The sequence below is a fragment of the Sphingobacterium siyangense genome (assembly GCF_007830445.1).
Lineage (GTDB): Bacteria > Bacteroidota > Bacteroidia > Sphingobacteriales > Sphingobacteriaceae > Sphingobacterium > Sphingobacterium siyangense.
In genome coordinates, this window is record NZ_VLKR01000034.1 from 1 (window position 1) to 20,583 (window position 20,583).

Sequence of the window (20,583 nt, forward strand, 5' to 3'; positions counted from 1 at the left end):
GAGCTCTTACTACACCTAAGTGGTTCAGATTACCAGTGGTACTGCGTAGACCGTTACTAATATCACGAACCGAATCTGCCGAGGAAAAATGACAGAAAAGCATACTGACTAGATGCGTCCAGCTGTTGATCCCTTTCTGATGTTTGTCACTTTTGTGCTTTGAAACCAAATCTTTGAATAATTCGCGGTCGATAAGAGATAAAATCTGACTAAAAACATTTAAATTTATCATGGCGGTGTGTTATAATTTTGCGATTTAAATATAGCAACTTTGCTATATCTAAACACCGCCACTTTTTAAACGTTTAGGACGCAAGTGGGTTAATATGAATAAAACCACCTTAACTAATTTAATAAGGCAATTTTCGTGTAAAGATAATAAAAATATTTAAGCTTAATAGATGCTTCCTTTTATCTGAGCCTAATATGTGCTTCATCTGTTAAATTAATCGCATGGCGATCGGTTTTAAAAATCCGCCTAGACTTACCAAGCGGATTTTTAAGTTAAAAAAGAGAACTTAGTTGATAAGAAGTGTGTCTGTATAAGACGCTGTAAATACATCAATTGCATTCTTGACAGGTATAAATGAAGACTTCAAAAGTACTTTCTTACCTGTTTTCCAATTTGGTAATACGATCTTCAGCGAATCAGGATGCAAAGACAGATTTACTCTTACACCGAGGTTATTTGTATAACTAAGTTTGGTATCTACATTGATTGTATCGGTGTTTGCGGCAAAGTTGAGGGTTAAATTTGTCAAATTTAAACTACTTGTCGTAAATCTTCTATTCCGCAGTGAGCTCACATATAGGGGACCATATACTTTTACTGCTGTCAATGTCTGGCCTACCGATTTATTTCCGGCTCCATCCATCGTGTACAATGTGAAATCCTGGATATATTCACCAAGATTGGACAAGATTACCTTGACGGTATCTTTGGCCATTTCATTATTTGCAGGGATTACAAGTGAATCTCGCTTGCTATTCATATACTGAAGGGAAAAGGGAATTAACGGACGGAAGTCGTGTTTATCTTGGTGGGGATCGCATCAATCCACCTAAGATAACGGGCTCTATTACCGTAAATCCAATGAAAAAATGGTCGCTTACAACGCAAATGATCGCTACTTCGGGCCGAAATCGTTTTGAACCTGTTAATGGATTGTACAGCTATGGAACAGGACCTATCCGATCATTCACAACCTTCAATTTCTCCAGTAAATATCAGATCAACACACAATCGCTAATACGCCTGGGAATCGAAAACATATTCAATAAGGATTATTACACGGTGATCTCGCAATGGCAGTCAAATAATATGAATTATGTGAAAGGCAATGGAACTCGTCTCAATTTGAGTCTGTCGCATTCCTTTTAGCCAATTTTTGATGGGTTTGCACAAGTGTGCTTACTACCTCGGAAAATTTCTACATTTTTCTATACGCGAGCGGAGACAATCCGACTGATCGCTTAAAGTATCTGCCGAAAAAAGATTGTGAAGGGAAGTTAAGCTCATTACTGATCTGCTGTATAGTCATATGCGTAGATTTTAACAGTGCTTTAGCTTCCCACACAACATAGTCATCAATCCATTGCTTAGCAGACAGGCCATTGTGTTCTTTTATCACCTTAGATAAGTACTTCGGAGTTACACATAGCTTATCTGCGTAGAATTCTATGCCCCGTTCTTGCTTGAAATTGTCCTGTACCTGATTTAGGAAGTTTTCAACCAGTTCTTCCAATCGGGGCTTTTTTTCCTGTTGTGTATGACGTTCGATGTTATGGGCATTGTAACCAAACCCGTAAAAATAGGCTTTTGTTAGGTGTTGAAGAATTTTTGTGGTAGAAGGATTATCTGTTTCCAGCACTTTTTGTACTGTTTTAAAATAATCAGCCAAACTCGTTAGTTCTGCTTCTTTTAATGCAATAAAAGGTTGATTATGCAAAGAAAGAAAAACGGGTAGATGCTCTTCGATATTAAGACTTGAGGTAAATGTCTTTGACATGACTATAAAAAGTGCAGAAAAATCGGCACTCACATTTTCTATGGTTACAGTATGCCCCGCGAGGAGTACAATAAGAGAGGGGGCACCCGTTTCAAAGTAGCGCATATTTGAATGCCCTTTCAAATGACCTTTAAAGCAAATAATACTTATGGTGACATCCAATTTCACCGGAAAATTAAGTCGTTCAATTGTGGGTGTCTCCAATAAAATGAAATCTTCATTATGGTTATGCTGTTTCAAGTTTTTATTGTGCGTAAATGGCAGCGTCATTTCCATAATAGTCAAGTATTGTTATTCAAATGTATTGTTTTATATTGAAAAAACGACTTTTTGGACAATTTCGCCTTCTTATAGAGCTTCCCAGCCTCTTTAAATGCATCTACATTTGTCACATAAATTTTAAATGAAATTATTCGTGATGAAAAAACTATTATTAATTGGATTGGTCTTGGCAATGGCACAGGGATCCGCTGCTCAAGGTTTGGGCGGAATTTTTCAAAGGCTTTCTTTTGGTTTAAAGGCTGGGGGAAACTACAGTAACTTTACAGGTGCGAACTTCGATACTGAAGGACTCGCAGGATTTAATGGGGGGCTTATTGTCAATTTTAAGCTTACAGACAAGTGGTCTATTCAGGAGGAATTTTTGTATTCAATGCAAGGCGCAAAAATCACAGACAATGTATTCGGAACGCATAAGGACCTGAAGTTATCCTATATGTCCGTTCCGATCCTCGTAAAATATCGATCGGCTATCGGTCTTTATGCGGAAGTTGGGGCGCAGGCCAATCTATTGATAAAAGATGCAAAAAATACAGGCTTTGTGGATTTTGCAGATAAGATTGATGCGGGTGCTGTTGCAGGTTTGGGTTATGAATTTACGAAAGGTCCAGCTAAAGGTTTGGGCCTGGGAGCGAGATACTACCAGGGTTTTATGGATGTAGGTAAGTTTAATTCTACGACACTAAAATCTGATTTTAAGAATAGCGTGGCGCAGTTAAGTATCTTTTATATGTTCTGATCGGCTCAATAGGTTGTTTAACTGTTAATTTATAAGTAAAGACTCAATAAATGTACATTAAACTGCATCTATTGAGTCTTTACTTTTTGCACATTCACGTTATATCGAAGCGATGGCATGATTTCTACACGAACTGTCATTTTTAAACATTATATGTAATATATTCACTTTAAAGAGCTATTTAATAGCTCGATGGAGCTTTCCGAGTCGGGGAGATGCATAAATGACAGGCTTTTGTTGTTAATGTATTCTTTACCTGTCCTTAATATTGTAGTTGTATTAAAGCATGATCTTTACAGCTGACGAAGAATTATTGATCTAGAGAGTATGCTTGTGAAAACGATAGACACTATCCTATTAGAACGTCTGGTAAATGCAGATTACAGTGCTTTTGATGAGATTTATGAGCATCATTGGAGCACACTTTTCCGTATTGCAGTTAAGAAGTTAGGCGATGTGGATGTGGCTATGGATCTTGTTCAGGATCTCTTTGTGGATCTGTGGCAAAGAAGGGCCATGATCAATATTCATAGCGGATTGCGAGCCTATCTTATTTCGGCCCTATATCATAAGTTGTTTCAGTATTTCAGAAAGAAAGGTGTGCATGAAAAACATATTGAACAGTATAGCTTAATGATACAAGATGGTCTGCATGATATTTTTCCTATCGTGGACTATGAAGAGAATTACACAGACGTACTGATTGCGATTGAACAGTCTGTGGTGGAAATGCCCGACCGTATGCGCGTTGTTTTTAATTTGAAATACCAACGTAGTCTCAGTAATCATGAAATTGCGGAACAACTTGGCATATCGCTTCAAACTGTAAAAAACCAATTAAGTAAAGCGTTGAACCTTGTGCGCCAGCACATGCAGCAGCAACAGCTAAATCCGACAGTCTTCGTGTCCTTATCTCTTCTAGTCTTCTTTTAATCCTTATCCAAGGTGTTTTTAATTAAATTTTTTAAAATAAACTTTACATAAACTTAACGGTTTTTCGATGGTACGATCACCCAATTGGAGCAACTATAGGGTGTATGCAAGACAGAAAAAGGGAATTGGAGGAATTAATCCAAAAGTATTCATCAGGACAGATAAAGGATGAGGAACGGGCACATTTAATGTGTTGGTTGCAGGAACTTGATGTCTTAGAAGGGTACAAAGCTGATATGGAAGGGGTTCAAACGCGGATGAAAGAAAAGATAGACCTCCGTTTGCTAGCCACCGAAACACCTACTAAAATCGCACATCCACCTTGGTTGTTATGGGGTAAGGTTGCCGCAGTTGTTCTTTTTTGTTTTTCATTTGGATGGTACCTACTCGATCGGAATAGTGGCGGGGATGCCAAAGGCAAGCAGTCCGTTAAGGTCGAAAAAACGGTCGATAAGTCCAAAATGATAACCTATACTGTTGTACGGGATAGCACGATTTTATTGCAAGATGGCAGTAAAGTCCGTCTTTTGGCAAATTCTTCAATCTCCTTGATGCAACCCTTTCCAGAAAAGCAGCGCGCAATTCAATTGCAAGGAAAGGCTTTTTTTGAGGTGTCACACGATAAATCGCGCCCATTTACAGTTCTATCGGGCAATATCCTGACAACGGCTTTAGGAACTTCTTTTTGGGTTGTGCAGGAGGCCAAAAATAGGAAGCCTAGTGTGCGCCTGATCACAGGAAGAGTTTCCATTAAGGAGCGTGGCGAAAATGGGGAAGATAAGCTTCTTGCCTATTTGACTCCAGGGCAAACTTGGGCGGAAAAAGTTGTACAACCCAAAAAAGGACCTGTTTTGAAACTGGAAAAACCAGTGGAAGAGATCGTACCAACGACATTGGAATTTCACCACAAGCCTTTGGCGGAAGTGCTTACTGCCTTGGCGTCTTTCTACCGCACAACGATTCTCTTTTCTCCGGATGATGTGTCAGGACTATCATTCTATGGTAAATATACAACAGAAAATGAGGTCGCGCAGATTCTGCAAACGATCTGTATTGCAAATGAGCTCGAACTCAAGTTTAATTCCGAAACAAATACCTATACGATCTTAAAAAACAGTCAATAAAATCCATAAAAAAACACTATTGAGCCTCCCTTTTTAGGGAGGCCTGGGAAAACTATGCTCAATTATTAATGAAAACTATGCAACAATTTTCAACAGGTAAAAGGCCAGCCAAGGGGGCTTTATTACTGCTACTAGCAATTGCTTTTGGCCAAAAGGGTTTTGCCCAACAAAGCGGGGAACTTGTTGTCATCGTGCAGGATGCGAAGTCAAAAGGTTTGGCCAATGCAACGGTGACCATAAAAAACAAGAATAGCAAACTGAAACGATCCGGTCAGGCCGATCAGCAGGGGAAAGCCGTGTTCAATAATTTGCCGGTGGATAGCAACTATTGTATTTTGGTGACTTATACAGGACTACTGCCAAAAGAGGAGTGCCAGTATATTGTTACCTCCGGTAAAAGATCGAGCGTGGTCTTTCAACTCATAGACGCAGCTTCAAATCAAATGGACGAGGTGGTCGTTGTGGGGTATGGTACACAGAAAAAGACCAACCTGTCTGGTGCTGTAGATCAGATTAGTGGCGATGTGCTCGAAAGCCGCCCTATTTCCAATGCTGCGCAAGGGCTTCAAGGGATTTCACCCAACTTGAATATACAGTTCAACTCCGGAGCACCAGGAGCGGAACCTAAAATCAATATCCGTGGAATTACATCGATCAATGGTGGCGATCCATTAATTTTGGTAGATAATGTTCCTATTTCGGCAGCCGAATTAATCAGGATTGCGCCACAGGATATTGAGTCATTTACGGTGATCAAAGATGCATCGGCTGCGGCGATCTACGGGGCCCGTGCCTCCTTTGGGGTTCTGATCATCACGACAAAAACAGGGAAAGGCGATGTGAAAGTGAACTATTCAAATAACTTTACATGGAATACACCTACAGTAATGCCAAATAAAATAACGGATCCTTATGTGTTTTCGAGGCTATTGGAAACGTCAACCGATAATACACCCTGGGATAATGTCAACTATTCGGATCAGTTTTACCAATATGCAAAAGAGCGATCTGACAACCCTTCCATTGCCGGTGTGCGTATCAATCCCTCAGATTCCAAGGTCTGGGAATATATGGGTAACAGGGATTGGACACGTTATTTCTTGTCCGACTGGAATGCAACCAATACACACGACTTATCAATCTCGGGCTCAAATGAAAAAGTACAATACTATATCAGTGGTAGCTACAACCGACAAAATTCGCCTGTTAAGTTAGCAGAGGATTATTTTGACCGCTATAACCTGCGTTCCAAAGTAAACTATAGGCTTTCTGATTTTATTTCATTTGGTAACAATACAGTGATCGGAAGTACACGTAGGCTTACGCCTTCTCAGATGAGTTTGCCCGATATATACAATATTTTTCCAACTTCTTTTGATAAGAACCCGGATGGAACATGGGCCAATTCTTCGGCAGGTATTATTGCCGCACAAATGGTGGATGGCGGTAAAAGTGATCGTAAACGTCTGGATGTACAATCTACCTTCAATACTGAGCTTCGCTTTTTTGGAAATAAATTCAAAGTAAATGCAGATTATACTTTCCAGCGTAATTCGTTGAACCGCAATTGGTACACCAAGCAATACGAAATCGGTTATGGTCCGGACGATGTCCGTAAAGAGGGGACAACAGGGGCTTATCGTGAAGCGGGTTTTTCCTATTATAATGTTTATAATATCTACGGTACTTACTTGCAATCTTTTAATAAGCATCAGGTTAATGCGGTACTGGGTTTTAACCAGGAGGATTATCGGTATGAAGTGATCACTGCAGAACGCGCCGGACTTATTTCAGAATCCTTTCCAACCATTCAGTTTGCAACAGGAACAATGAAAATGGGTGAAGCTATTGATACTTATGCCTTACGTGGTGCATTTTATCGGTTGAACTATACTTATGATGATAAATATATTGTTGAATTCAATGGTCGATACGATGGATCTTCCCGATTTCCGAAAAGTAAGCGTTTTGGCTTTTTCCCTTCGGGCTCAGCTGCCTGGCGTATAGACCGTGAAAAGTTTATGTCGTCTGTCGCTGGACTGGATTTATTGAAGCTGAGGGTATCTTACGGTCAATTGGGTAATCAGTCTGTGTCGAACTACGGCTACCTTCCTTCGATGGAAAAAAAGGATGCCGATTACTTGTTCGGAAGTGAACGGGGAATCTATATTGGTGTTCCACCTTTGGTTTCCCCCAATTATACCTGGGAGAAGGTCAATACCGTAAATTTTGGTTTGGACGTTGCGGTACTCAAAAATAAACTTTCGGCAAGTTTTGACTATTACTCCAGACGTACCTTGGGGATGTTGACACTGGGCAGAGATCTTCCCAATATTTTGGGCGCGAGTGAGCCACGGGAGAATGCTGCCGATCTAAAGACCAATGGCTGGGAATTGACTGTCAATTTTCAGGATCGTTTCGAGTTGGCTAACGCACCATTACGCTTCAATGCCAAATTATTGCTGTCGGACTCACAGTCCAAAATTACACGTTTTGACAACCCCAATAAAAGCATTCTGCAATATTATGAAGGCATGCAAATGGGGGAGATCTGGGGTTTGCAAAGTAACGGACTTTTCAAAGACGAGGCAGAGATTGCCAAGTTGGACCAGACTTCGATCATTCCCTGGGGCGCCTTGTCGATTGTACCGGGATGGCCTACCTATGTGGATCAGGATGGTAATGGTAAGATTGAAAAAGGATATACACTTGGCGATACCAAAGACCTCAAGATCATTGGTAACTCCACACCACGTTATCAATTTGGTATAGACCTGTCTGCAGATTGGAAAGGTTTTGACTTACGGGCATTTTTTCAAGGCATTGGTAAACGCGATTATTATCCGTTGGACTACCTGTATTGGGGGACATACCAACAGCCTTATGGTAACTTTTATGGGCACTTGCTTGATTTCTACCGTCCGGGAAGTGATTCGGACATTGACCGTGCGAAACATTCGCAAGCTTATTTGAATTTGGGACTGGCCGATCAAAATCTCAATGCGGCTTACCCCATCTTACAGTCATGGCTTGCTGACCGTAACTTGGGTACCCGGATTGACCAGGCCCAGGGATTGGCCATTCCACAGACCAATTATTTGCTGAATGCGGCCTATCTACGTCTGAAAAACCTGACGATAGGGTATACCTTACCCAAATCTATTACTTCACGCGCCAAGATCAGTAACCTACGTGTTTATCTAAGTGGTGAAAATATCATCGAATGGTCTGCTGTGAAGCGCTATTTTGATCCGGAGACACTGAACGAAAATACGTATACCAATCCAACTGCAGGTTCGGACCGTGTAGGTAATGGTCTCACTTATCCATTTCAAAGAAGTTTTTCTGCTGGTATTCAAGTCACCTTTTAATTGCTTATCATGATAAATAAATATATAAAATTAGCCGTTGTATGTTCAGGTCTTTCTCTGCTTGGAAGCTGTAACGACAACTACTTGGATCGTGTTCCAGAGACTGCGATCAATAACGAAAATTTCTTCAATACAGCGACCGACCTAGAGTTGTATATCAATGGATTGTACAATTTTTCAGGAGTAGGGATCTATCAATCGGATGCTACTACAGACAATGCAAGTACCACGGGCAATACGGAGATCAAAACCATTATGGCCGGTAATGCCTCTGCGGCGACGATCTCAGGAGGCTGGAGCTGGGAGCAGCTCCGCAAAATAAATTTCTTTCTACAGCACATGGGCAAGGCTAAGATCAGCGAGAGTGAAAAGGCACATTATGAGGGGCTAGGTCGGTATTTTCGGGCCCGCTTCTATGCAGAGAAGGTACAGCGTTTCTCAGATGTGCCCTGGGTGGATAAAGCACTGGAGGTTGGAGATACGGATTATCTTTTTGCCAAGCGCGACCCACGAGCAACGGTGGTGCAAAAAATCATGGAAGATTTTGAGTTTGCCGCACAAAACGTACAGCCCCGAATAAAATCGGGTACGGTCAACAAGTGGGTGGTGCTGCAGGAATATGGCCGCTTTGCCCTATATGAAGGAACCTACCGGAAATACCACAACGAACTGGAATTGAAAACCACGGCAACTGAATTTCTGAACAAAGCACAAGCGTTGAGTGATCAGCAGATGCGCGAGGGTGGTTTCAGTATATACAATACCGGTAAGCCCAATCAGGACTACGGCACTTTATTTTTTAGTGAAAATCTTGAAAACAACAAAGAGATCGTACTTGGACGTTTTTATGCCAACAATGTACTCAACGCAGATTCGTGGCCGGGTATGTTTGGTAATTATGAGTACTATCCTTTGCGTGATCTTGTGCAGGCCTACCTGATGAAAGATGGTTCATTTTATGCGGCCCAGCCAGGTTATGAAAAAAACACCTTCGTCAAAGAGTTCGAAAACCGCGATCCACGTCTGGCACAAACGTATGCTTATCCGGGATGGCAGTTGATTTATTCGCATACCTATGCACAAGGGGCGGGACTGTATGTGCAGCAATTGGCCAAAAATTTCTCGGGCTACCATCAGATTAAAGGATTTCAGAATACGCTCAGTCTGGAAGCGCGCAATAATCTTGATATTCCTTTATATCGCTATGCGGAGGTTTTATTGAATTTTGCCGAAGCAAAGGCCGAGCTGGGACAGCTGACGCAAGCCGATCTTGATCGTAGTATCAATCTGTTGCGTAGACGTGCGGGTATGCCGGATATGGTTGTAGGCGTAGGTATCGATCCCGTTATGGCGACACGTTACTCCAATGTAGAAAGCAACCAGCGTAATCTCGTGCTGGAGATCAGACGCGAGCGTCGCGTTGAGCTGGCTTTTGAGGGATTCCGTTTCACGGATCTGATGCGTTGGAATGTGGGTGAATTGTTGAAGAACAAACGTGAGGGCATTTACTTCTCCGGATTGGGGCAGCATGATATGACCGGCGATGGTATTCCGGATATCGTACTGTTAGCTTCCTCATCGTCCATTCCGGCGGTGAAAGAGAAAAACAGTTTGGGGAGAGAATTGCAGTATTATCGTGTTGGCCGCTTTGGGCAGGATGTAGGCGTATTCCTATCGGAAGGGAATAATGGTACAGTCGAAACGATCGAAAATACAGGAACCTTTGAGGTGCCTAAATTCTACTATCGCCCCATACCGCAAGGGGAAATACTTTTAAATGATAATCTTAAACAAATATTTGGATGGTAATGAAAAATTCGATGACAAGGGCTTTATGTTTTCTGTTCCTCACATTATGTAGCCTTGGGAGGATCAGTGCACAGGAATTTAAGTTTGCATTTTTAACCGATCTGCATGTGCATAGCGATTCTACACTTGGGCAAGTGGAGCTACGGTTAAAATCGCTGTCACCTCAGGTGGAACTGCTGCTAAGCGGTGGTGATAATGTGGATATTGACAATCTGAAATCGGCTGATCTATCGGCTGGCGAGCAACGAATCAAGTCGTTGAAGGGACTTTTTGACCGCACTAAAAAGCCTTACCACATGGCTATAGGCAATCATGATCGTTTGCCGCGCGATTTGCGCGACGGCACTAATGATTTTGCGCTCTTTGAAAAGGCGTTTGGTCAGACCTATTACAGTTTTGACCATAAAGGCTGGAGGTTTATCGTGTTGAATAGTGTGGAAACCAAAGATAACCACTATGTTATTGGTGACAAGCAGCTGGCTTGGCTAAAAGATCTTGTCGAAAAAACAGGCAAAGATCAGCCTTTGGTGATTATCTCCCATGTCCCTTTTTTATCGGTTTATTATCCGGTTTTAGAGGGGCGTTATACAGCTGCAGATACTTTTACAAACCAAAAGCAGGTGTTTGATCTTTTTAAAGACCACAGCCTAAAGCTGGTCCTGCAGGGGCATATGCATTTGTATGAAGAGATTAAAGTTAAAGGGGTACAGTTTATTACAGCAGGAGCAGTATCGGGCAATTGGTGGCATGGAGCTTTTGAGGGGACTGCGCCCGGGCATCTCGAAGTGGATGTCCATGGGAAAGATTTCAGCTGGAGTTATGTGAAATAGAGAAACCTGTTTTTTAACTTTTGCTTAGTACAATAAGAAATAACCTCAGAGGTCATACGCTCTGAGGTTATTTTATTTTTACTTTTTTTGTCCTACTGACTTTTTCCAAGATATGCTATGAATTGTTTATTTAATAATTCGCATTTCTGCTGCTGCATAGCTTGCCTGTTTCAGGAGAAACCTGAAATAGGCAAGTTAAAATACGTTATATTTACCTTATGGAGTTTGTACTTTCAATCGTTATCGCCACTATTTTTATTTTTTTGGCTTTGTTGCATTTTTTCTGGCTGCTCGGTGGACATTGGGGAATGGCTGTTGCCGTTCCGACCGATCTGAATGGCAGAAGGATATTTAATCCCACCCGGGTAGGCACTTTGCTGGTTGCTATCGGATTATTGATTTTTGCGTTTGTAATGGAGTTCGTTTTAAACGGGAACTTGAAAGCCTGAATAAAACGAACAAAGTGCCGGTACAAATTCCCGACAATCCGCGGATCGTCTATGCGACCGAACAGGATGTGCTGGAGCTTGAAAACGGTATTGTCCTTTTTGGATGGCCCAGCTGTCCCTGGTTTCGGAATGCCATAACGCCGCTGCTGGAATTTGCCCAGGAGGAAAAGGCGGCTATTTATTACCTCAATATTCACGATATCCTAAATCCTTATACAGCTGTGGGGATTGATTCCATTAAACGGATTTCTTCGCCGACGGTATTATTTATTGAAAAAGGTAAAGGCGTACATAAGGTTGTTTCTACGGTCGTGTCACAGACCGATCCGAAAATCAAGCTCGATAGTACACAGCGACAGGAGCTAAAACAACGGTATCGCGCCTATTTTTTGGATGAACATATTATATAAATGATATTTCTTATAAAGTTGTTTGATAGGATTGTATATGAGTTCTAAAGATGGGTGCGGCCCGGAAAATAAATACTTTCAATGCAGGTAAAAGTTTGTATCCATGGGCATAAGTTGTAGTAAGGGAATCAGTAGTTGAAAAAGCCATAAGGATACATGGTGTCAACATTATCGTAAATTAAATGGATAACATATGAAAAAAATAATCAATCTTGGACTTTTAGCGTTTGTTTTAACGACATTTACAGTCTCCTGCGGATCTGCAGGTAAAAAAAAGGATAATAGCAAATCGTTGTCCGATTCTACTTCGTCAAAGCGCTCAAAAAAGGAACAACCCAATACAGGCTGCGACTAGGAGTGATTAAAAACTAGCTTATGCGAAAATTTGATGCAATCATTATTGGTTCGGGACCAAATGGACTTGCTGCAGCGATTACCTTTCAGCAGCAGGGGCTGAGCACGTTGCTGATTGAGGGTGCCGATACAATCGGTGGGGGAATGCGAATCCAGGAACTTACAATTCCGGGTTTCAAACATGATGTCTGTTCGGCAATTCATCCCATGGCTATGGCATCGCCATTTTTCAGGAGTTTACCTTTGGAAGCATTTGGGCTATCTTTTGTTAAGCCTGAGTATGCGGCAGCACACCCATTGGACGAAGAGGAAACGGGAATTCTTTACCATAGTCTTGCCGAAATGGTAAAGGGTTTGGGGACGGATGGTGAAAGGTATCGTAAGCTGGTGGAAAAGGTCGTGACAGATTGGGAGCGCCTTGCGGCCGATATTATGGGACCATTATCCTTTCCGAAGCATCCTTTGTCTTTAGCCTCGTTTGGGCTGGATGCACTTCAGCCGGCAAGCTGGACAGCAAAGCGTTTTACTTCGGTGCAGGCACAGGCTTTATGGGCAGGGATGGCGGCTCATGGAATTCAGCCCCTAGACAACTGGACAACTTCTGCAATTGCCATTGTGCTTGCGGCGGTAGGCAACAAATATGGCTGGCAGATACCGATTGGCGGCTCGCAATCCATTGCCAATGCGCTGTTAGGCTATTATCAATCGTTGGGTGGGGAGATCCAAACGGGCTTTTGGGTAGAGGATGTTCGCGATCTACCATCCCATAAAGTCCTACTCTGTGATATCACGCCCAAGCAGTTGTTGCAGCTCAAAGGGATAGGTCTTGCTAGCGGCTACCGCAGACGCCTCGAAGGCTTTAGGCAGGGAATGGGGGTATTTAAAGTCGATTGGGCATTATCAGAAAAGACGCCTTTTAAAGATCTGCGTTGTCAGCAGGCCGCTACAGTACATTTGGGAAATACCTACGCCGAAATTGCCGAAAGCGAGCAGCGGAGCCATCTTGGGAAGCAAGTGGATAAGCCTTTTGTGCTGTTTGCGCAACAGAGTGCGTTTGATTCCAGTCGTGCTCCCGAAGGCAAGCATACAGGATGGGCGTACTGCCATGTTCCTAATGGTAGTAAGGTAGATTATACCGAAGCGATCGAAAATCAGATTGAGCGCTTTGCACCGGGTTTTAAAGAAACCATTCTGGCCAAGCATACCTTTTCTCCTATGGAGCTCGAAGAGTATAACCCAAATTACATCGGTGGTGATATCAATGGCGGTATTATGGATATTTCGCAGCTGTACAGCAGGCCCATTTTGGCTCTAAATCCGTACCGAACCTCGGTCGACACGATTTATCTCTGTTCATCATCAACACCTCCGGGTGGTGGGGTGCATGGCATGTGTGGCTATCATGCTGCGCGTACAGCGCTCAAGGAACACTTCGGTTTGCTGTTGTAAACCACGCCGAATAAGCATTTCCTTATCTGCCTCTGTTTGTGGCCCTTGTGGCTACAGGTTGGAAGAGAATACCTACTTGGATTTTAGGACAAAGGACAGTCTGTTATTCCAGGGCGCTACAAATTCTGCTGAATTGCAAACTGTACTTGCCCAGTTGCCGCGGAATAAGTGATTTTAGCCGTTTTTTTATTTTTCCGCAGCATAAAGTCTTTAGAAAAAATAAGCTAATGGCTGTGAGTTTCTAATTTCGGCAGTATTTTTGCAATATAGGGCTACGAAAACACCCCAAATAATATGTTGCATTAGGCCAAGATAATTTCTTGGCCTTTTGTATGTAATTCCCCCTTTCGTATGTAGATAATATCCCAGGTTAGTACTTATGATGGCAATATCGGTTTCGATGTTGCTTTTTCTATCGCTAAATACTAAATAAAAAGAAATAAATCGATAAGAAGAAATAAATCGGTGCGTACGGCAAGTATAAACTTAGGAAAGACACTTTGGCCGGGGTAAGCTGGGCTCCTGACGCAATAAAATGCCTACCAAGCTATGATGCCGAAAAAGGAAACTTTAACACAGGTCAGGCAAAAGTTCATCTTGCCATCGCAAGGCGAACTACAGATGGATGGTATCCGATGGGTAAAGTTGATGTGTTATAAAGAGAACAATGTGTAACTATCTGTTTATATTAACTAGGTCAAATGTCTTATTAATATAGATTTATTATTTTTTATTTTTGATATTGTGCCAGTTTGTCAGCCGTATACATAGGTACTCAATAGGCTTTAAAGAAGTGTCTTGATTTCCGAAAGCAGTGTTTGTAAATTGGGCTATCCTACACTTTGCTACAGGAGAATGCGGTCAACTTGTGCATTATCTTGACGAATGGGATCAAGGGCCGGCTCACTTCGTTGTTTTTGTGTGCTGAACGCCTCAATTTGGCTTTTGTGAGGATGGATTAGACTCTGGTTTTTGCAGTGGAAATGTCGATGGTGCGCTGTTATTTTATAGGGATGTCGGACTGGCTCCATTCGGAAAATTATGAGCCGTAGAGCAAATAAATTAGAGTTGTTGTGTTTTTAATAAATATGCTAATTATTTATATACAGTGTATTGTGTGTTTTATGTCAATTAAAAGTATAGGTTTTGTTTTACCTCATAAAGGCCGCTAAGGTGTCTTTGAAAAGACGATGTGTGGGATGAAAGGATGAAATGATTGTGGAAAAAAATCCATAAATTAGGGGAACTAAACAAGCTGTTTTATGAATGTAAAATTTATCCTAAAAGCTTTCTTATTATTTGCGCTTTGCCTGATCCATGTAATCGGTCATACGCAGGAAAGCAACAACAATAAGAAATTGTGGGCAAAATCAATTTTGAATCAAAAGGCGCCAAAACTTGAGGTGGAGCAGTGGCTCACAGATGTGCCTGATACAAAGGGTAAGTTTATCCTTATTGATTTTTGGGCTACTTGGTGTGGTCCCTGCCGGAAAGTAATTCCTGAACTCAATGAATGGCATAAGAAGTATGGTGATAAACTTGTGATCATTGGCCTTTCAGATGAAAAAGCAGAGGTCATTAAAAAGGCGAAGGAGATTAAAATAGATTATTTCTCAGCGATCGATACGAAAGCGAAGTTGAAGAAACAGCTCGAAGTACAGGGAATCCCACACTGTATTTTAGTAGATCCGGATGGCATTGTACGCTGGGAGGGTTTTCCGACGTTAGAGGGGCATGAGCTCACCGATGATGTTGTTGCTGATATCATCAGAAAGTATTCCAGAAAGCGCTGGAGATTCAAAGATAGCAGTCCATATTTTCTGCGACAGGAAGAAGTGATGTTGGCTGGATTGTAAAAAGTCTTTCATGTGCCAGACCGATAAATCGTCCGATTTTTTGCGGTACTTGGGTATGAAATGGATAAAAAAAAGTGTAACGGTTGCCCGTTACACTTCGCAAGAAGATAAATAAATTATCTTCTTGTGTGTTTACTTAATTATGCGATACGTACGTTAACTGCATTAACGCCTTTTTTACCGTTTTCTACATCAAATGTTACACTGTCATTTTCACGTACTTCGTTGATTAAACCAGATACGTGTACGAAAATGTCGTCTCCACCACCAGCAGGCGTAATAAAACCAAAACCTTTTGTTTGGTTGAAGAATTTAATAGTTCCTTCTTGCATTGTTTTATAAATTATATTAAAGTAATCTGTACTGCACTATTGTGATAAATGAATATGAACAATAGTTAATCGATTTTTTGCAAGAAATAGGATCTGATTTTAATGATCTTGGATTGACTCAAGTCCAAAAAGGTCTTTATCTCCGTTTTGCTAACAAAAAAGCTTCTGAAAATGCGAAAACTGAGCGGTAAGTATAACTTGACGATTTCAGATAAGCAAAGGCGGAGCCGATTATAATACAAATTTAAGTATAAAATATTGATATATACAGTGTTTTGTTATTTTTTATGAAATAAATCCTATGCAGGCTCTGTGTTAGCATAATAGCTACACGATGTAGTCGTAAAATTATATTAAACCCGATAAGTAAAAGCATTGATATTCATACCTGCGCCAACAGATGCAAATAGGATGATATCGCCTTCTTGCAGGGATTGATTGTCTAACTGACCACGGGCAATAAGATCATAGAGCGTAGGAATAGTTGCCACACTGCTATTTCCAAATGTATGGATGGTCATTGGCATAATATCTGGCGGGGGTACTGTACCGTATAGTGCATAAAACCTCATCAGAATGGCTTCGTCCATCTTCTCGTTGGCCTGGTGGATCAGTATTTTTTTGATTGCCGCGATATCGATATCCGCTTTTTGAAGGCAAGCCTGCATGGCCAAAGGAACTTTGCTGAGTGCAAACTCATAGATTTTACGCCCTTTCATTTTAATATACCGTATATCGGGGTCCTGCTCTTGTTGATAAGAGCTTCCGAAATTGATATAGTTCGCTTCCTCAAGCGCATAAGTTGCGCACTCATGTGATAGGAGCCCTTGCTCTGTCGTAGTGGCTTCGATGATTACAGCGCCAGCGCCATCCGCATAGATCATCGAATCTCTGTCAAAAGGATCTATAACACGGGAAAGCGTTTCTGCGCCAATGACCATACAGCGCTTTGCCATACCTGATTTTATGAAAGCGTTGGCATGCAATACGCCTTCGTTCCAACCAGGACAGCCAAATAGTAGATCATAAGCCACACATTTTGGATTGCTGATCCCGAGCTTTTTCTTCACCCTGCTTGCTAAACTGGGTACAGTATCCGATTGGATTTTGCCAGATTGCACATCGCCATAATTATGTGCAACAATAATATAGTCCAATGTTTCAGCAGCTATACCGGCGTCTTCAATGGCACGTTGACCAGCTAGGAAAGCAAGGTCTGAAGCCACTTGGTCAGGATCGGCGTAACGGCGTTCCTCAATGCCGGTGATTGCCTTAAATTTTTCAATGACAGAAGCCGGCTCCTTGAACGGCAGCCCATTTTCATCCAAAAAAAGATGGTCGGCGAAGTCTGCGTTGGCTATTTTGTGGGATGGAATATAACTGCCAGAACCGATAAATCTAATGTTCATAATTGTTTCTCCGTACGTATTGTGTATAAATATATTTCGACGATCATCCCCTTATGCTATGCTGATTCCTTATGGTCGTATACATTCACATTTCTGGCGGCTTATTTCCTTCTCAGCCTTAATTTACTAAATATTATCGGGATGGCGCTAATTTTCTTTCTCACACCAGTCCAGCAGTGGCTTGTATAAGCTCTGAATATCTTTCGGGTTATTGTCTTTATACAGGCGGAACAATTCGGCGTTAAATTCATCTGCTTTGGGAAATCCTTTTTTATTGACCATCATATCGTTGACGTTTTCAACAATCTGGCCAAAAAGATCATGATCATCTCCAAACTTGTCGTAACAATATAAGATGAAAAGTCCCCAAGTTAAATACTCATCAAATACTTTTACCGGACTTGGATAATGAACTGTACTTTTGTTTTCTATATCTACCCATAAGTCTCTATTGTTGAATATTGTATCAATCTGTTTTTTGTTTTTTTCGCTCAATGGACCTACGTAGTTGTGGTCTATCTCCGTGAAAATAATGCGTGTATTGAATGCTTTTTTGAATTTTGGGCTCCAGGATTCGTCTTCGCGGAGGGTGGGTAAAAAAAGCAAAATTTCTTTGAAACCTTTGTACTTGAAGGTGTGAGTCGCATTCATCCCGGCAATCAGAGGGGAAGTCAATACACGATAGCTATTGATTGTATAATCGAACTTCTTTTCTAACCATTCTTTATGCTCGGCAATGGAAGCATATTCCTGATATGCTGTACGAAGGCTGTCGTAATAGCCTTGATGCTCTTTGTAGAATGCCCGGTATCCGCTCTTTCTGGCGAATTCTTCCAGGTCGTTTTTGTAAGCGGGGATAGGATTTGATTTCACCTGATAATTTCCAACTCCTCTCGCTGGAAAAATATAGATGTTTGTAGGTACTAATTGGTCGTTTTTAAATTTAAAGCCATATACATTGGCCGCTAAGAGGAAATAGTTCGTTAGATTCGCTCGTAGTTGCTGGTCAAATTTCTTTACGATAGGCAGATTGGAAAATGGGGTAAAATGTGCTTTGACCTCTTCAAAATACGCCGTATTCTGCTTGGTCATGTTTGGATTTTCCTTACCAAAGTCAGTTATCGCAAAGATAATATAGATGAGTTCCTGTGCCTCATTGATTTCAATAGTTGTCTTGCCGTCGTTTTGGGCAATATAGGCTTTGCTAAAATCGACGTCTTTTTCTTGGCAGATGGCCAGGTTAGCCAGTAATACAAAGCATATTAAAATAAAAAAGATATTCCTTTTCATCGTATCGTTATTTCATATAATTATTGATAAGACATGTTGCTGATAGCATAACGTTTTACCGGTTATGGTCATGTCTGATTGGGGATTTCACTATGAAATGAAATATTCCCGACTGCAATTATAGGGAGATTTCTGCTTGTTTTATAATAAAATTTGTACAATTAGAAATGAATTCTGCTAATTGAAAAGGTAATATATTCAATTTGTTTAATTTAATATTGATCTTAACTTAATACTGAGGAAACCTTGTGCTTTTATTTTTGACAGCGCAATGGAACACATTCAGCCTATCAAATCTTCCAATCAGAAAAGTTTCAATCTCGTATACGAAAAGTACCATCGACAGATTTACGGTTTTGTACTCAAGCGTACGCAATCGGATTATATTGCAGAGGAGGTAACGCAGCTGACCTTTATCAAACTCTGGAACCAAAGGGAGAAGCTCGACGAGCAGCTCAGTATTCTGTTGCAGCTTTTCGGTATGGCGCGGCAAGTCATGATCGATCTGCTGCGCAAGGAGGCTACACGTTTCAAATACGAAGGGCAGACAGCGGTGACACCTTTTACCGATAGTCTGATCCGGGCAATTGAAAATAAAGACCTTTTGCGTATGATGGAAAAAGATATCCAGAATATGCCGGCGATGCGTCGGAAGGTCTTTGAACTGAGCCGTAAAGAAGGTCTTTCCCATAAAGAGATTGCTGCTCAATTTTCAATTTCCACAAAAACCGTGGAACAGCATATCAGTAAAGCACTTCTTCAACTCAAACAACATCTCTATTCCATTATGCTATAAGTCCTTTATGTTAAGTATCGGCGCCCTTTATTAAATAATTGTTAAGAACTAAGGGATGTCGTGCTGGCCTGCGTAATAGGAGTATGAAGCATGATAAAAAGCAGCATCAGATCAAAAAGAAGATCTGGAAAATGCCCTTCCTCGTGAACGAACTTTTCAAGGACGAAGATTGGGAGAAATTTGATAGCACAGCAATGGAGGAGCCTGTGCCTACTGAAACGATGAAAACGTTTATACAGACTGCCATTCAAAATCAGGAAAAAGCGCAGGATCGAAAGGCATTACATCGGTATCGTTTGGTAACGCTACTGCGCTACAGTGCCGCAGCTGCAGTTCTCTTTTTCTTTTCCTTCCATTTTGTTACCTGGTGGACAAAAGATTCAGTTGTACAGCCAGATGCTCAGCGGTTCGCTGCTAAACCAGTTATAGCGCATCAAGATACAGTCTGGACTTCAATAGAAAATAAAAATCCCTATAGTATAACGCTGGATCTACCCGATGGATCCCATGTGCGGTTGTTCGCACAAAGCCATATTCGCTATGTGAAAAATTTTGTTGTCAATGCCCGTGATATTGAACTTAGCGGTAAAGCCTACTTTGATGTAGCATCGGATCCGAAACGCCCATTTTCGGTGTTTGCCAGCGGGACTAAAACAACGGCGCTTGGTACATCCTTTACCATTAATACCAAATTGAAGCGTCAGGCTGTGACTGTGGCATTACATACAGGTAAGGTGCTTGTATCCTCGCTTACAAACGGTTTCAAACAGATTTTTTTAGCTGACCCGGGCCAAAAGCTGACAGTTGATTCACGGGGTGCAACAAGAATTGAAGCCGTCAATAAAAAACAACCATTGAACATGCCTGATCTGTCTGCCCCGGATTTGTTAAATCTGAAAAATACACCAATGCCTGCTGTGCTAAAGGCGTTAGAAACTGCATTTAAAAAACAGATCCATTTGGGCGACAAGGGTATTGCCGCCATCCATTATACAGGTGAGATTGATGTACATCACGATTCATTGAAGGATATCTTGACAACAATCTGCTTGATCAATGAATTGCGCTTTGTCGCCAATGCGGATGGAAGTTATACGCTATACAAACAGGAAAATACAATTACTGAACATCTAAACAACTAACA

20 protein-coding genes are annotated in these 20,583 nt (G+C 41.4%); 14 read left to right on the forward strand and 6 right to left on the reverse strand.

The window, feature by feature from the left end:
• Positions 1–232: DUF4372 domain-containing protein (locus IQ31_RS22380; protein ID WP_145330177.1), on the reverse strand; the 232-nt coding region annotated here is incomplete at its 3' end.
• Positions 233–518: 286 nt separating this feature from the next.
• Entirely contained in the window at positions 519–947 is a 429-nt protein-coding gene (locus IQ31_RS22385) for a DUF4998 domain-containing protein (RefSeq protein WP_244294559.1), read from the reverse strand.
• Positions 948–955: 8 nt separating this feature from the next.
• Between IQ31_RS22385 and IQ31_RS22390 the strand changes: the two genes are divergently transcribed.
• Positions 956–1,381 (forward strand): TonB-dependent receptor domain-containing protein, encoded by a 426-nt coding sequence (locus tag IQ31_RS22390; protein WP_083295966.1) that lies wholly within the window; start codon positions 956–958, stop codon positions 1,379–1,381.
• Between the two features lie 49 nt (positions 1,382–1,430).
• Here the strand turns inward: IQ31_RS22390 and IQ31_RS22395 are convergent, their stop codons facing one another.
• The gene (locus tag IQ31_RS22395) at positions 1,431–2,285 is read right to left on the reverse strand and encodes a helix-turn-helix domain-containing protein (protein WP_070566506.1); all 855 of its coding nucleotides are present in this window, start codon (positions 2,283–2,285) and stop codon (positions 1,431–1,433) included.
• Positions 2,286–2,427: 142 nt separating this feature from the next.
• Between IQ31_RS22395 and IQ31_RS22400 the strand changes: the two genes are divergently transcribed.
• The 11 genes from IQ31_RS22400 to IQ31_RS22445 all read left to right on the forward strand — a co-directional run bounded on the left by IQ31_RS22400 (position 2,428) and on the right by IQ31_RS22445 (position 15,612).
• Positions 2,428–3,027: a porin family protein gene (locus IQ31_RS22400; RefSeq protein ID WP_070567095.1), complete on the forward strand. Its 600-nt coding sequence runs from the start codon at positions 2,428–2,430 to the stop codon at positions 3,025–3,027.
• Positions 3,028–3,360: 333 nt separating this feature from the next.
• Entirely contained in the window at positions 3,361–3,960 is a 600-nt protein-coding gene (locus IQ31_RS22405; RefSeq protein WP_158638957.1) for an RNA polymerase sigma factor, read from the forward strand.
• 104 nt (positions 3,961–4,064) lie between these two features.
• The gene (locus IQ31_RS22410; protein ID WP_145330179.1) at positions 4,065–5,084 is read left to right on the forward strand and encodes a FecR family protein; all 1,020 of its coding nucleotides are present in this window, start codon (positions 4,065–4,067) and stop codon (positions 5,082–5,084) included.
• 77 nt (positions 5,085–5,161) lie between these two features.
• Positions 5,162–8,455 (forward strand): SusC/RagA family TonB-linked outer membrane protein, encoded by a 3,294-nt coding sequence (locus IQ31_RS22415; protein WP_070567092.1) that lies wholly within the window; start codon positions 5,162–5,164, stop codon positions 8,453–8,455.
• Between the two features lie 9 nt (positions 8,456–8,464).
• Entirely contained in the window at positions 8,465–10,264 is a 1,800-nt protein-coding gene (locus IQ31_RS22420; protein ID WP_145330181.1) for a RagB/SusD family nutrient uptake outer membrane protein, read from the forward strand.
• The gene (locus IQ31_RS22425) at positions 10,264–11,094 is read left to right on the forward strand and encodes a metallophosphoesterase family protein (protein ID WP_075992405.1); all 831 of its coding nucleotides are present in this window, start codon (positions 10,264–10,266) and stop codon (positions 11,092–11,094) included. Before IQ31_RS22420 ends, IQ31_RS22425 begins: the two co-directional genes overlap by 1 nt.
• Before the next feature lie 218 nt (positions 11,095–11,312).
• Positions 11,313–11,543, forward strand: a complete 231-nt coding sequence (locus IQ31_RS22430; protein ID WP_070566495.1) for a DUF3995 domain-containing protein — start codon at positions 11,313–11,315, stop codon at positions 11,541–11,543.
• 14 nt (positions 11,544–11,557) lie between these two features.
• On the forward strand, positions 11,558–11,953 hold the full coding sequence (locus tag IQ31_RS22435; protein ID WP_145330183.1) for a thioredoxin domain-containing protein: 396 nt from the start codon (positions 11,558–11,560) through the stop codon (positions 11,951–11,953).
• Positions 11,954–12,146: 193 nt separating this feature from the next.
• The gene (locus IQ31_RS27435) at positions 12,147–12,308 is read left to right on the forward strand and encodes a hypothetical protein (protein ID WP_153847574.1); all 162 of its coding nucleotides are present in this window, start codon (positions 12,147–12,149) and stop codon (positions 12,306–12,308) included.
• Positions 12,309–12,328: 20 nt separating this feature from the next.
• A complete protein-coding gene (locus IQ31_RS22440) occupies positions 12,329–13,756 on the forward strand; it encodes a phytoene desaturase family protein (RefSeq protein ID WP_145330186.1) in 1,428 nt (475 codons plus the stop codon).
• A gap of 1,262 nt (positions 13,757–15,018) precedes the next feature.
• Positions 15,019–15,612, forward strand: coding sequence for a TlpA family protein disulfide reductase (locus IQ31_RS22445; RefSeq protein ID WP_145330188.1), 594 nt, complete (start codon positions 15,019–15,021; stop codon positions 15,610–15,612).
• A 140-nt stretch (positions 15,613–15,752) separates the two neighbouring features.
• Here the strand turns inward: IQ31_RS22445 and IQ31_RS22450 are convergent, their stop codons facing one another.
• From IQ31_RS22450 to IQ31_RS22460, 3 genes are all read right to left on the reverse strand, one after another.
• Positions 15,753–15,944: a cold-shock protein gene (locus IQ31_RS22450; protein ID WP_070566486.1), complete on the reverse strand. Its 192-nt coding sequence runs from the start codon at positions 15,942–15,944 to the stop codon at positions 15,753–15,755.
• 353 nt (positions 15,945–16,297) lie between these two features.
• Positions 16,298–17,353 carry a 3-oxoacyl-ACP synthase III family protein gene (locus IQ31_RS22455; protein WP_145330190.1) on the reverse strand — a complete coding sequence of 352 codons (1,056 nt, stop codon included), beginning with the start codon at positions 17,351–17,353 and terminating at the stop codon, positions 16,298–16,300.
• Between the two features lie 147 nt (positions 17,354–17,500).
• The gene (locus IQ31_RS22460) at positions 17,501–18,643 is read right to left on the reverse strand and encodes a DUF4932 domain-containing protein (protein WP_145330192.1); all 1,143 of its coding nucleotides are present in this window, start codon (positions 18,641–18,643) and stop codon (positions 17,501–17,503) included.
• Positions 18,644–18,914: 271 nt separating this feature from the next.
• Here IQ31_RS22460 and IQ31_RS22465 point away from each other — a divergent pair, with 271 nt between their 5' ends.
• Positions 18,915–19,439 carry an RNA polymerase sigma factor gene (locus IQ31_RS22465; RefSeq protein WP_120336057.1) on the forward strand — a complete coding sequence of 175 codons (525 nt, stop codon included), beginning with the start codon at positions 18,915–18,917 and terminating at the stop codon, positions 19,437–19,439.
• A gap of 83 nt (positions 19,440–19,522) precedes the next feature.
• Positions 19,523–20,581 (forward strand): FecR family protein, encoded by a 1,059-nt coding sequence (locus IQ31_RS22470; RefSeq protein WP_145330194.1) that lies wholly within the window; start codon positions 19,523–19,525, stop codon positions 20,579–20,581.
• Positions 20,582–20,583: the final 2 nt, after the last annotated feature.